The organism is Labrys sp. LIt4, from assembly GCF_017813775.1.
Classification (GTDB): Bacteria; Pseudomonadota; Alphaproteobacteria; order Rhizobiales; family Labraceae; genus Labrys; species Labrys okinawensis_A.
On sequence record NZ_JAGIPY010000003.1, the window covers coordinates 90,621 to 102,985 of the forward strand.

The 12,365-nt window shown below is 63.3% G+C and carries 11 protein-coding genes; 6 read left to right on the forward strand and 5 right to left on the reverse strand.

From position 1 onward, the window contains the following. Positions 1–29 precede the first annotated feature (29 nt). Together J8I29_RS06360 and J8I29_RS06365 are read right to left on the reverse strand one after the other, a co-directional pair. Positions 30–1,199 carry a PLP-dependent transferase gene (locus tag J8I29_RS06360; protein ID WP_209431289.1) on the reverse strand — a complete coding sequence of 390 codons (1,170 nt, stop codon included), beginning with the start codon at positions 1,197–1,199 and terminating at the stop codon, positions 30–32. Positions 1,200–1,210: 11 nt separating this feature from the next. Then, positions 1,211–1,864 carry a FadR/GntR family transcriptional regulator gene (locus tag J8I29_RS06365; RefSeq protein WP_105864630.1) on the reverse strand — a complete coding sequence of 218 codons (654 nt, stop codon included), beginning with the start codon at positions 1,862–1,864 and terminating at the stop codon, positions 1,211–1,213. A gap of 326 nt (positions 1,865–2,190) precedes the next feature. Between J8I29_RS06365 and rimO the strand changes: the two genes are divergently transcribed. From rimO to J8I29_RS06395, 6 genes are all read left to right on the forward strand, one after another. After that, positions 2,191–3,543, forward strand: a complete 1,353-nt coding sequence (rimO, locus tag J8I29_RS06370) for a 30S ribosomal protein S12 methylthiotransferase RimO (protein WP_105864631.1) — start codon at positions 2,191–2,193, stop codon at positions 3,541–3,543. Between the two features lie 428 nt (positions 3,544–3,971). Continuing rightward, entirely contained in the window at positions 3,972–5,114 is a 1,143-nt protein-coding gene (gene ampC / locus J8I29_RS06375; protein WP_245196744.1) for a class C beta-lactamase, read from the forward strand. Positions 5,115–5,322: 208 nt separating this feature from the next. Further along, positions 5,323–6,195, forward strand: a complete 873-nt coding sequence (locus tag J8I29_RS06380) for a transporter substrate-binding domain-containing protein (protein WP_209431006.1) — start codon at positions 5,323–5,325, stop codon at positions 6,193–6,195. Positions 6,196–6,301: 106 nt separating this feature from the next. Then, positions 6,302–6,970 (forward strand): amino acid ABC transporter permease, encoded by a 669-nt coding sequence (locus tag J8I29_RS06385; protein WP_245196746.1) that lies wholly within the window; start codon positions 6,302–6,304, stop codon positions 6,968–6,970. A 4-nt stretch (positions 6,971–6,974) separates the two neighbouring features. Continuing rightward, entirely contained in the window at positions 6,975–7,610 is a 636-nt protein-coding gene (locus tag J8I29_RS06390; RefSeq protein ID WP_105864634.1) for an amino acid ABC transporter permease, read from the forward strand. An 11-nt stretch (positions 7,611–7,621) separates the two neighbouring features. After that, positions 7,622–8,419 carry an amino acid ABC transporter ATP-binding protein gene (locus J8I29_RS06395; RefSeq protein WP_105864635.1) on the forward strand — a complete coding sequence of 266 codons (798 nt, stop codon included), beginning with the start codon at positions 7,622–7,624 and terminating at the stop codon, positions 8,417–8,419. A gap of 66 nt (positions 8,420–8,485) precedes the next feature. Here the strand turns inward: J8I29_RS06395 and J8I29_RS06400 are convergent, their stop codons facing one another. The 3 genes from J8I29_RS06400 to J8I29_RS06410 all read right to left on the reverse strand — a co-directional run bounded on the left by J8I29_RS06400 (position 8,486) and on the right by J8I29_RS06410 (position 12,341). Further along, complete coding sequence (locus J8I29_RS06400) at positions 8,486–9,295, reverse strand: EamA family transporter (protein WP_209431291.1); 810 nt, start codon at positions 9,293–9,295, stop codon at positions 8,486–8,488. Positions 9,296–9,767: 472 nt separating this feature from the next. Next, entirely contained in the window at positions 9,768–11,036 is a 1,269-nt protein-coding gene (locus J8I29_RS06405) for an allantoate amidohydrolase (RefSeq protein WP_209431007.1), read from the reverse strand. 225 nt (positions 11,037–11,261) lie between these two features. Beyond that, positions 11,262–12,341, reverse strand: coding sequence for a BMP family ABC transporter substrate-binding protein (locus tag J8I29_RS06410; RefSeq protein WP_209431008.1), 1,080 nt, complete (start codon positions 12,339–12,341; stop codon positions 11,262–11,264). Positions 12,342–12,365 lie beyond the last annotated feature (24 nt).

Below are 12,365 nucleotides of genomic sequence, written 5' to 3' on the forward strand. Positions count from 1 at the left end.
TCGTCCAATGGGCGGCGTCGGCGCACCGGCTATCTCTTGGCCGCAGCCAGCGCCTGCGTGACATCGGCCCATAGCGCGTCCGTGCCTTCCAGGCCGACATGGAAGCGCACGATGCGCTCCGAAACTCCGAAATCCAGCGCCGAGTTGGGACCCGCATTCTGGCCACGCGTAACCAATGCCGGCACCACCAGGCTTTCATGCCCGCCCCAGCTCACGCCGATCTTGAACAGCTTGAGGGCATTGCAGAAGGCGGGAATGTCGATGCTGTCGTCGAATTCGAAGGAGAACAGGCCGGAGGTGCCGCTCAGCCCGGGCGGCAGGCTGTTGCCGAGACCCGGATGGTAGACTGCCAGCACTTCCGGCAGCTCGCCGAGCTTGCGCGCGATGGCAAGGCCCGCCGCCTCATGCGCCTTCATGCGCGTCGGCAAGGTGCGCAGCCCCCTGAGCAGCAGCCAGGCTTCGAACGGCGCCAGCTTGGCGCCGAGATAAGGGGTGATGGTGCGGCGGATGATGTCGACGAGCTCCTTGCGCCCTGCCACCACGCCGGCAACCACGTCCGAATGGCCACCGATATATTTGGAGGCCGAGTGCACCACGAGGTCGACGCCGAGACGCACCGGCTGCTGGAAGACCGGCGAGGCCCAGCTGTTGTCGAGGATGGTGATGACGCCATGCTGGCGGGCCAAGGCCGTGAGCGCGGGAATGTCCTGCGTCTCCATCATCCAGCTGTTCGGGCTCTCCATGTAGAAGAGCTTGGCGCCCGGCAGTACCGCGGCGACGGCTTCGGCGTCACGGCCGTCGACATAGACGGTCTCGACCTTCCAGCGTTTCAGCAGCGTCTCGAACAGGCGATAGGCATCGGGATAGACATGTCGCACGCAGACGATGCGATCACCCGGCTCGAGGAAAGCGAGCACGCTGGAGGAAATCGCGCCCATGCCGCTGGCAAAGCCGATGGCATCCTCGGTGTGTTCGAGTTCGGCGATCTTCTCCTCGAAAAGGCGCGTGGTCGGATTGGTGACACGGGTATAGACGGGGCGCGACTGCTCGCCGCGATAGGTCGCCGCCATCTCCTCGAAGCTGGAGAAGGTGAACAGCGACGTCTGCACGATCGGCGGCACCACAGCCTCGAAGGCGTGGGCATCGTCATGGGCGACGACGAGGCTGGCATGGTCGAAATCGGCCAATGCCTGCGTCATCCGATGGTCGGTCATTTGGACATGTCCTTGATGTCTTCTTCGACAATTTCGAGAATGGCGAGCGTCTTCAAACGTGCCGTTTCCGGATCGCGCCGGACGATGGCGTCGAAGAGCTCGCGATGGAAACGAAAGGAGCGGCGGGCAAAATCGGGGCGGTCGAACGGTTCGTCGAAGAAACTCTCGAAGGCACCGCGCATCTGTTCCAGGAGCTGGCCGAACAGGGGATTGTGGCTGGCGTCGTAGATGGCCAGATGGAAAGCGAGGTCCTCGGGGCCGGAGGTTCCCTTTTCCAGATGCACCGCCTCCATGATGTCGAGCTTGGCCTCGATGACGGCGATGTCGTCAGGGGTCGCCCTGAGGGCGGCGAGCGCGCTCACCTCGGTTTCAAGCCCGCGCCGAACCTCCAGCGTCTGCAGCAGGCGGTCGCGCAGCAAGGCAGTATCGATCACCAGCGGCATGTGGATGGCGTCGGCGGAGAACACCCGCTTGAGATAGGTACCGCTGCCCTTGCGGGATTCCACCACCCCCAGGGCCTGCAGCTTGCGGATGACTTCCCGCACCGTGGAACGGCCGACCGCCAGGGTCTGCATCAGCTGCCGTTCGGTCGGCAGCCGCTCGCCAGGTTTGATGCCGGAGGTAGCGATGAAGGTGCCGATCGCACGCATGACGTCATCCGCCCGGTCGGCGGATGGCAGCGGAGCAAGTCCCTGGAGAGACGGCGTGCTCAAATGCGGCTTCCGGATGATGATTCAAAATTGGTCTGACATCTGACTATTTTTCAAAGCAGATCGGATTGTCAAGGAGAAAGTCAGACCAATTACAATCCCGTGGATAGGCCTTGGGGCCGGGCTCTTCTTCGCGGCAAGCAGGATGTTTCCGGTCTGCCTGAAGAGCAGGCTCGATTGCCTGCCATGCTCACTCCGCAATTGCATTCCGACCCGTCTTGGCGCAAAGGAACGCGTTTCATGAGACAGACGGAAAGAAAGCGGACATGGCGGTGATCGAAGCAGCGCAAGAGACGGCCGAGGGCAAGACGGCCCCGACGGTCTCCTATGTCTCGCTGGGCTGCCCCAAGGCCCTGGTCGATTCCGAGCGCATCCTCACCCAGCTGAGGGCGGAGGGTTACGGCATCACCCGCAACCACAAGGGCGCGGATCTCGTCATCGTGAATACCTGCGGTTTTCTCGATTCGGCCAAGGCGGAATCTCTCGGAGCCATCGGCGACGCGATGGCCGAGAACGGCAAGGTGATCGTCACCGGGTGCATGGGCGCCGAGCCCGATCCGATCCTGGAGAAGTTCCCCAACGTCTTCGCCGTCACCGGCCCGCAGCAATATGAGACGGTGGTCGAGGCCGTGCACAAGGCGGCGCCGCCGGCTCATGACCCCTTCACGGACCTGGTGCCGCCGCAGGGTCTCAAGCTCACGCCGCGCCACTATGCTTACTTAAAGATTTCAGAGGGTTGCAACAATCGCTGCAGCTTCTGCATCATCCCCAAGCTGCGCGGCGATCTCGTCTCCCGCCCGGCCGCCGATGTGATGCGCGAGGCCGAGAAGCTGGTGAAGGCCGGGGTCAAGGAATTGCTCGTCATCAGCCAGGACACCTCGGCCTATGGCGTCGACATCCGCTATGCGGAGAGCCCCTGGCAGGGCGAGCCTCTGAAAGCGAAATTTTACGATCTCTCCAAGGCCCTCGGCGAACTCGGGGTCTGGGTGCGCATGCATTATGTCTACCCCTACCCGCATGTCGACGATGTCATTCCGCTGATGGCCGAACGCAAGATCCTGCCCTATCTCGACATCCCCTTCCAGCACGCATCCCCCACGGTGCTGAAGGCGATGCGCCGCCCCGGCAACCAGGAAAAGGTGCTGGAGCGCATCCATAAATGGCGCGAGATCTGCCCCGACATCACCCTGCGCTCGACCTTCATCGTCGGCTTCCCCGGCGAGACCGACGAGGATTTCGAGCTCCTGCTCGACTGGTTGCGGGAAGCCCAGCTCGACCGGGTCGGCTGTTTCGAGTATGAGCCGGTGGCCGGCGCCACCGCCAATGATCTCGGCCTGATGCCGGTGCCGGACGAGGTGAAGAAGCAGCGTCACCGCCGCTTCATGGAAACCCAGCAGCAGATCTCGATCCGAAAGCTGAAGAACAAGGTCGGCAAGCGCCTGCAGGTGATCATCGACGAAACGGGGCCGACCGTCGCCAGGGGCCGTTCCATGGCCGACGCACCGGAGATCGACGGTGCTGTCTATGTCGCCAGCCGCCGCCCGCTGCGCGTGGGCGACATCGTCACGGTGAAGATCGAGCGTTCGGACGCCTACGACCTGCACGGCATCGCCGTCTGAGGACCGGCGATCCGGAAATCCGGGCGCGACCGACAACAGCAACACCGATTTTACGAACCCGATCGCCGACAGTCGGGTTCGTCCCAGACCGCTTCACTGCCGCGGTCCGGCGGCGTCTTCCGCCTCAATCACAAGAGACAAACTTATATCCGGCAGCCACGGGACGGGCGGCAACGCGCGCTGCCTTATCCAAAGGCCAAGATTTTCTCATCTCACAGCCAAATATTCATCGTTTGGCGGGAGCCGGATTTGCTCCTATCCGGTGTCGAGCGGGCGGTGGTCGATGATGCGGCGGAGTGCCGACGAGACCTGTCTCCCCGGGACAACATCGTGAAATGGAGTTGGGAATGATGTCGTTGACATTGCGAGCCAATCTGAAACTCGGATGTCCGACGCGGATGATCGCCGCATCGGCTCTCGCAGTTTCCATGACTGCCGGCTCACCGGTTTCGGCCCAGACGCCCCCAGAACGGAGCCATCTGGAAGAGATCGTCGACGCTGCCATCAAGCCGTTGATGGAGCGGGATAAAATTCCCGGCATAGCCGTCGCCATCGTCGCCGGCGGCAAGCAATTCGTCTTCAATTACGGCCTCGCCTCGAAGGAAAACGGGCAGAGGGTCACCGACGCCACGCTTTTCGAGGTCGGCTCGATCAGCAAGACCTTCACCGCTACCCTCGCCGCCTATGGCCAGGTCCGCGGCGCCTTCTCCCTGTTTGACAGGGTGGGACAGAGATTGCCGGCTCTCGCCGGCAGCAGTCTCGAAAATGCCAGCCTGCTCGACCTTGCCACCTACACGGCCGGCGGCCTGCCCCTACAGTTTCCGGACGAGGTCACCGACGATGCCAAGATGCTTGCCTATTACAAGGCATGGCACCCGGCTTACGCGCCCGGCACCCACCGGCTCTATTCCAATCCGAGCATCGGCCTGTTCGGCTATCTCGCCGCTCAGGCCATGGGCAAGCCCTTCGATGACCTCATGCAGGCGGAGCTGCTGCCCCTGCTCGGTCTCTCCAATACCTATGTCAGGGTGCCGCAGGAACGAATGGCCGACTATGCTTGGGGCAATAGCAAGAACGACAAGCCCATCCGGGTATCGCCGGGGCCCATGGATGCCGAAGCCTATGGCATCAAGACAACCGCAGCCGACCTCATCCGCTTCGTCGAAGCCAATATGAACGGTTCCCGGCTGGATGAATCGCTCCAGCGCGCCATCGCTGCAACGCAAACGGGCTATTACAAGATCGGCGTGATGCAGCAGGGACTCGGATGGGAAATGTATGGCTATCCGACGACGCTCGAGCGGCTGCTCGCCGGAAACTCGGCCAAGATGGCCCTCGAGCCGCACCAGGCGCACAAGCTCGTGCCGCCCCAGCCGGCACGGCGTGACATGCTGTTCAACAAGACCGGCTCCACCAGCGGCTTTGGAGGCTATGTCGCCTATGTGCCCGCCAGGGGCATCGGCATCGCGATCCTGGCCAACAAGAACTATCCCATTCCGGATCGGATCAAGGCGGCCTGGCAGATCATGACTGCGCTCGACGGCCCAATAAAACCGGCGCCCAAGCCGTGAGACGTCGGCGACAGACAGGCGCCCAGGCCCTGCACCTCCCCGGTGCGGGGCTTTTTTTTAAGCCGTTTCCTTCCCGCCAAAACCAGGCGACTCCGTTCCCACCTGGCCACATCCGTCTTGACACCCCCGGATGCCGTTAATACCATAACTATGCCTAATATAACATAATAATGTAATATAGCATCCAGATGATGGGGAGTTCAGCACTATGGAAGACTTCGCCGAAACCAGACGGAATCTGGTCAAGGGCGGCTTGCTCGGCGGCCTCGCCCTCGCCAGCGTCGTCAGCTCCGCCCGGCAGGCAGCCGCGCAAGCCTCGTCCGACAGCCTGCTCCGCACCGTGCTCGATCGCGGTCACCTGATCGTCGGCACCGGTTCCACCAATGCGCCCTGGCATTTCGAGGACGAGAAGGGCGAACTCACCGGCATGGACATCGCCATGGCGAAGATCCTCGCCAAGGGCCTGTTCGACGACGCCAGCAAGATCGAGTTCGTGCGGCAGGACGCTGCCCAGCGCGTTCCCAACATCAATACCGGCAAGGTCGACGTCGTCATCCAGTTCATGACGATCTCGCCGGCCCGGGCCCAGCTCGTCGCCTATTCGCGCCCCTATTATGTCGAGGGCGTCGCCTTGCTGACGCGCCCAGACAGCGACAAGAAGACCTTTGACGACCTCCTCAAGGCCGGGTCCGGCGCCCGCATCTCCATCCTGCAGAACGTCGACGCCGAGGAAACGGTGAAGAAAGTGCTGCCCGAGGCGACAGTGATGCAGCTCGACAGCCAGCCCAACGTGGTACTTGCCCTGGATTCAAAGCGCGTCGACGCCGCCGCCGTCGATCTTTCCAACGTCTGGTGGCTCGCCAAGCGTCACCCCGACAAATATTTCGACGCCGGCAAATCCTGGAACGCCATGCTCTACGGCGCTGCGGTACGCCAGGGCGACCCGGACTGGCTCCATTTCGTCAACACCACCTTCGGCGTGGCGATCCATGGCCACCAGAACGAGATCTATGATGCGGCGCTGCGCGATTATTTCGGCCTGACGCCGCCGGCCCGCAAACCCGGGCTGCCGACCTTCTAGACCCCGCTTATTCCGGCAAACTCCCGACAGCATCGCCGGCCCACTTCGGTGCCGAACCTCACCGGCGATGCGAGGGGCCATAGCGCAGGACGGCTGGATCTCCGGCATGATGCATTATCACTTCAACTTCGCCATCGTTTGGCGCTATTCGGCCAAGCTCTTCGAGGGGCTGCTGCTGAGTGTCGAACTGGCGGCCGCGACCATTGCGATCGGCATGCTCATCGGACTGGTCCTCGCCCTGGTCCAGCTCGACGGGCCGCGATGGGCCCGTCCCCTGATCCGCTTCTATGTCGAATTCGTCCGCAACGTGCCGCTGCTGCTGCTGGTCTATCTGGTCTTCTACGGCATCCCCAGCGCCATCGACCTGCAATATGAGGCGACGACCTCCTTCGTGGCCACGCTCGCCGTCTATTCCGGCGCCTATCTCGTCGAAGTCTTGCGGGCGGGCCTCGAGGCCGTGCCCAAAGGCCTGATCGAAGCGGGCAAGAGCATCGGACTGACGCCGTTCGGCGTGCTCTGGCACATTCGCCTGCCGACGGCGCTGCGCATCGCCCTGCCTTCGCTGTCGAACACCTATGTCTCCCTGTTCAAGGACACCTCGATCGCCTCCGCCATCGCCGTGCCCGAACTCGCCTATGGCATGCGCTGGATCGAGACACAGACCTTCCGCACCGTCGAAGTCTATCTGCTCGCCACGCCGATCTACCTCGTGACCAGCTACGCCATCCTGCTGCTGCTGAGGCTGGCAGAGCGGCGCTATGCCATCAGCCGGTGACACCATGTCCATGATGCTCGAAACGCTCCCCTTCCTGCTCGGCGGCCTGTGGACCACGCTCTTCGTCTCTGCGGCCGTGGTCGTGATTTCCCTGCTGATCGGCATTCCACTCGGCTGCGCGCTGGTCTTCGGACCGGCCTGGGCACGGCTGCCGATCCGGCTCTATGCCGATTTTGTCCGCGGCGTGCCGATCCTGGTGCTGCTCTATTTCATCTATTATGGCCTGCCGGCGTTGCGCATCAATCTGCCCAGCCTGCTGGCGGCGATCGTGGCGCTCACCGCCTTCAAATCGGCCCAGATCGTCGAGATCACGCGCGGGGCGTTCCAGGCCATTCCGAAAGGACAGACGGAAGCAGCCCAGTCGATCGGCCTCGGCCTCTTCGATCGCTTCGTCTATGTCCTCGCGCCCCAGGCCGTCAGGCGCTTCCTGCCGCCCTTCATCAACAGCGTGGTCGACACGGTGAAGGGCTCCTCGCTCGTATCCCTGCTCGGTATCGTCGACCTGCTGCTCTCGCTGCAGCAGGTGATAGGCCGTACCCATGTCGCCCTGCCCCTCTATGTGCTGGGTGCCCTGCTCTATTTCGCCATCAACTTCCCGCTCTCCGCTTTGAGCCGCAGGCTCGAAAAGCGCTTCGTCTGATCGGAAGCCCCATGCCCAACGCCGCGACGCAGCCGGTGATCGAGATTGCCAATCTCACCAAATCCTTCGGAGCCCTGCAGGTGCTGAAAGGCGTCGACCTTTCCGTTCAGAAGGGTCAGGTCATCGCCATCATCGGCCCGTCCGGCAGCGGCAAGACCACCCTGCTGCGCTGCATCAACTTCCTGGAGGAATATGACGGGGGCTCCGTCCGCATCGACGGGGTCGAGGTCGGCTTCAGCGAAACGAACGGCAAGCGGCGGCGGCGCAGCGAGCGCGAACTCGCCCATATCCGCGTCGACGCCGCCATGGTGTTCCAGCAGTTCAACCTGTTTCCGCATTTGACGGCAGCCCAGAACATCATGCTGGGCCTGGTCAAGTCGCGCGGCAAGAGCAAGGCCGAGGCGAGGAGCATTGCCGAGAAATGGCTCGGCCGCGTCGGCCTGTCGGCGAAGGTCGATGCCATGCCGGGACAGCTTTCCGGCGGACAGCAGCAGCGCGTCGGCATTGCCCGCGCCGTGGCGATGGAGCCCAAGGTGCTGCTCCTCGACGAGATCACCTCCGCTCTCGATCCCGAACTTGTCGGGGAGGTCCTCGGCGTCGTGCGTGAATTGGCCACCGAGGGACGCACCATGATCCTGGTCACCCATGAAATGGCCTTCGCCCGGGAGGTCGCGGACCGGGTCGTCTTCACCGACCAGGGCAAGATCGTGATCGACGCTCCGCCCGCGCTCGTCTTCGGCGAGCAGCCGAACGAGCGACTGCGCGCCTTCCTCGCGCGCTTCGCAGGCCTGCAATATCAGGGGTCATAAAGGCCGCGTCATTGCGAGCGAAGACGGTGATTCAATCTTTATGCTGGTTGGTGTGAGTGCCGTCCTCTACTCCCGCGCGCTAATGACCGCGCCGGCGCTGGCGATCATCACCAGCGCGATACCGCCGATCTGCTGTAGGCTGAGCGGCTCGTGCAGGACGAGGTATCCGGCGAGCGCACCGATACCGGGCTCGGCGCTCATCAAGATCCCGAAGGTGGCCGAGGACAGGCGCCGCAGAGCCATCATTTCGAGGGCATAGGGCAGCAGCGGCGTCAGGACGGCAAGGCCGACGGTCTGCACGGCGAGACCGCCGGGAAGCGCAAAACCGGTTTCATACAAGCCGAAGGGCGTCGATATCAGGGCGGCCGCGGCGAACGAGATCGCCAGCCCTTCCAGTCCCTTGAAGACCTTGCCGATCCGCTTGCTCAAAAGGATATAGGCGGCCCAGCCGGTCCCGGCTGCGATCGCAAACATGAAGCCGAGCATGTCGACGCTCCAGCCTGCCTGGTTTCGCACCAGCAGGAGAACGCCGGAAAAGGCCAGCACCAGCCAGATCAGGCGCCAGCTGCGGGCAAAGCCGAGAGCCGCCACGCCCAGCGGCCCGAGGAACTCGATGGCAACCACCAGGCCCAGCGGCACACGGGTGATCGCCACGAAGAAGAAGAGCGTCATCATCGCGATGGTTGCGCCCAGCGCCAGGGCCGTCAGGATCTCCCGGCTGCGATAGCGGCGAAGGTCGGGCCGGACGATGACGCCCAGAATGATCGCCGCCCAGGCCAGACGCCCCCAGGTGGTGGCGAAAGGACCGTAGGCCGCCATGGCGGGATGCGCCAGGGCCGCGCCGAGCTGCACCGAAACCATCGAGCATATGAGCATGAGCAAGGCGAGGCCCGTCTGCGATGTCGATGGTGCGGCTCCTGCTGCCGCGCTGCTTGGATTTTCCTGCAAAGTCCCCTCCCCAGGGGTGTGCTTCTACACCATCGAAACGGCAAAGCGCAGAGTGGCAAAACGACGTTTACGGCCGCCGGACGAAAGAATCGAGCCGAGCCTAATTCAGTTCGCCTAAGCGTCTTCGAGTTTGCGCGACCTTCGCCAGGAGCGGGCTTGCCCCGGCAACCCGGCTCTTCGCGCGGCTTCTGGATAGCCGGCTCAGGCCCGGCCATGACCAATCTGGACCTGAAACCACCGCACCATTCTCGTCCGTGCAATCAAATGCCGAACGATCTGATCATTCTATTCAGGCCCGAGAGCGATATACATAGCCGATGTGAGGCGATGAAGACCGGCATCCTAATTCTGAAAGGGCATATCGGCGCCTTCGTACCATGCGAACGAAGAAGCCTCCTTTTCAGCCACGGGTCGCCTCGGCCGGATCGAATTTCTCGATGAAATCGATCAGGGCCGTCACGGCCAGTCCCATGTCGCGAATGGAGGTGAACTCCGCGGGATTATGGCTGATGCCGCCGCGGCAGCGCACGAACAGCATGCCGATCGGGCAGAGGGCCGCCAGCGACTGGGCGTCATGGCCGGCTCCCGACGGCAAGTGGATGGCCTTGCCGCCCTGGGCGGTGATCGCAGCGGCAAAACCGGCTTGAAGCGAGGGATCGCAGGGCTCGGCCTTGGCTTCATGGGTCTGCTCGATCCAGACCGAGACGCCGCGCCGTTCGGCGATGGCGAGGAACTCCGCACGCAGGACATTCATCGCTTCCACCCGCCTGACATCGCTCTGCGAGCGCAGATCGACGGTGAAGACGATGCGGGCGGGAATGACGTTGGAGGCGCCGGGCGACAGGTTCAACTTGCCGATGGTGCCGACCATGAAGTCGTCGGCGTGGCTCCGGGCGAGGCTTTCCAGTGCGAGCGCCATCTCGGCACAGGCCGAAAAGGCGTCTCGCCTCAGCGCCATCGGGACAGTGCCGGCATGCCCGGCTTCGCCGACGACCGTCACCGAATAACGGCCCTGGCTGGCGATTGCCGTCACGACGCCGAGCCCCTCGCCGGCCTCCTCCAATACCGGTCCCTGCTCGATATGGACCTCGACATAGGCCGCCGCTTCGCCGGGCTCATAGGCCGCGGGGGCAATGGCGTCCGGATCCTTGCCATAGAGCCGCAAGGCATCAGCCAGCTTGACGCCATCGCTGGATTCGATCTGCAGAGCGGCGGGATCGAAGCGCCCGGCCACGGATTGTGAGCCGAGCAACGTCGTCGGGAAACGGGAGCCCTCCTCGTCGCCGAAGGCCAGGACGTCGATGCCGAAGGGCATGGCGCCATGCTTGCGGATGATCTCGCGCGTCGCCAGGATGCCGGCGATGACGCCGAAGGTCCCGTCATAGGCGCCAGCATCGATCACCGTATCGATATGCGAACCGATCAATAGCCGCTGCACGGCGTTGCGCATCGCGGGCAGCGGGGCGAGACGTCCCCGCACCGTGCCGAGCGTGTCTTCGCTGACCTCCAATCCTGCTTCCGTCATCCAGCGGCCTACCAGGTCCGCTGCCTGGCGGTGCTCGGGGGTGAGATAGAGGCGCGTCAGGCGCCCCTCCTCGGCACTGATCGTCGCCAGGACGCGGATCATGCCTTCAGCCTCGCGCCCCAATGCCATCGCCCGTTCGATCATCGCATCGGCTCCCTCGACAGCAAGGACAGGGGACGGCGGACGGCTTCGAGCCTGGAACGGTCAAATGGCATGGAGTGTGTCGGCCTCGTCTGCGCGGCATTCCGAAAGGTCAGCCAGTCCCTAACAGAAAAAGCCGCTCCGGTCCCCTTTCTTGGGCACGGGAACCGGAAAGTCGTGGGCCATTATGCGCGATCAAGCATCGGTGCCTGTCCGCGCGACAGCCGATCAGTTCGGGAACTTGTCGTCGATGCCCTTGACGTACCAGTTCATGCCGAGGATCTGGGAGGCATCGAGCTTGTCACCGCCCTTGCATTCCACCGTCTCGCCCTTCTGGTTCACGACGGGGCAGGTGAAGGGATGGATCTTGCCGGATTTGAGTCCTGCCTCTGTCTCCTCGGCCAGCTTCTTCACATCCTCGGGCATGTTGGTATAGGGCGCCATCTTCACCATGCCCTTGTCGAGCCCCTCCCAGGTGTCTTCCGACTTCCAGCTCCCGTCCAGCACGGCCTTGGCACGCTCGATATAGTAATCGTCCCAGTGATTGATGATGGCGGTGAGCTGGGTCTTCGGCCCGAAGGCGATCATGTCCGAGTCCTGGCCGAAGGAGTTGATGCCCTTCTCGGCCGCGGCCTGGGTGGCGGCGGGGCTGTCGGTATGGGTCGCCAGGATGTCGGCTCCCTGCGCGATCAGCGCCTTGGAAGCGTCCGCTTCCTTGCCGGGATCATACCAGCTCGAGGTCCAGACGATCTTGATCTTCATGTCCGGCCGCACGGATTGGGCACCCCGCATGAAGGAATTGATGCCCGAGATCACTTCGGGGATCGGGAACGGCGCGACATAGCCGACGATACCGCTCTTCGACATCTTGCCGGCGATCACGCCCTCGATATAGCGCCCTTCATAGAAGCGCCCGGCATAGGTCGAGACATTCTCGGCCCGCTTGAAGCCGGTGGCATGTTCAAACTTCACGTCCGGAAAGTTCTTGGCGGCCTTGATGGTGGGATCCATGAAGCCGAAGGAGGTGGTGAAGATCAGCTTGTGGCCGGAATCGGCGAGATTCTCGATGGCGCGCTGGGCATCGGGCCCTTCCTGCACGCTCTCGACATAAGTGGTCTCGACCTTGTCGCCGAGCGCCTTCACCAGCGCCTTGCGCCCGACATCGTGCTGGTAGGACCAGCCGAAATCGCCGACCGGACCGACATAGATGAAGCCCACCTTGAGCTTCTCCTCGGCACCGGCCGAAGTCACCCCGGCACCGGCCATGAGGCCGCAGACGGCCAGGGCTGCCAATATCGTTTTTTTCATCGAGTTTCCCCTCATGGCGGGCCA

Bases quoted from the DNA above. Each gene is read 5' to 3' on its own strand.
- rimO (WP_105864631.1), top strand. From the start codon at position 2,191: ATGGCGGTGATCGAAGCAGCGCAAGAGACGGCCGAGGGCAAGACGGCC.
- J8I29_RS06365 (WP_105864630.1), bottom strand. From the start codon at position 1,864: ATGCGTGCGATCGGCACCTTCATCGCTACCTCCGGCATCAAACCTGGC.
- J8I29_RS06385 (WP_245196746.1), top strand. From the start codon at position 6,302: ATGATGCATTATCACTTCAACTTCGCCATCGTTTGGCGCTATTCGGCC.
- ampC (WP_245196744.1), top strand. From the start codon at position 3,972: ATGACTGCCGGCTCACCGGTTTCGGCCCAGACGCCCCCAGAACGGAGC.
- J8I29_RS06410 (WP_209431008.1), bottom strand. From the start codon at position 12,341: ATGAAAAAAACGATATTGGCAGCCCTGGCCGTCTGCGGCCTCATGGCC.
- J8I29_RS06400 (WP_209431291.1), bottom strand. From the start codon at position 9,295: ATGCTCATATGCTCGATGGTTTCGGTGCAGCTCGGCGCGGCCCTGGCG.
- J8I29_RS06405 (WP_209431007.1), bottom strand. From the start codon at position 11,036: ATGATCGAACGGGCGATGGCATTGGGGCGCGAGGCTGAAGGCATGATC.
- J8I29_RS06390 (WP_105864634.1), top strand. From the start codon at position 6,975: ATGTCCATGATGCTCGAAACGCTCCCCTTCCTGCTCGGCGGCCTGTGG.
- J8I29_RS06380 (WP_209431006.1), top strand. From the start codon at position 5,323: ATGGAAGACTTCGCCGAAACCAGACGGAATCTGGTCAAGGGCGGCTTG.
- J8I29_RS06395 (WP_105864635.1), top strand. From the start codon at position 7,622: ATGCCCAACGCCGCGACGCAGCCGGTGATCGAGATTGCCAATCTCACC.
- J8I29_RS06360 (WP_209431289.1), bottom strand. From the start codon at position 1,199: ATGACGCAGGCATTGGCCGATTTCGACCATGCCAGCCTCGTCGTCGCC.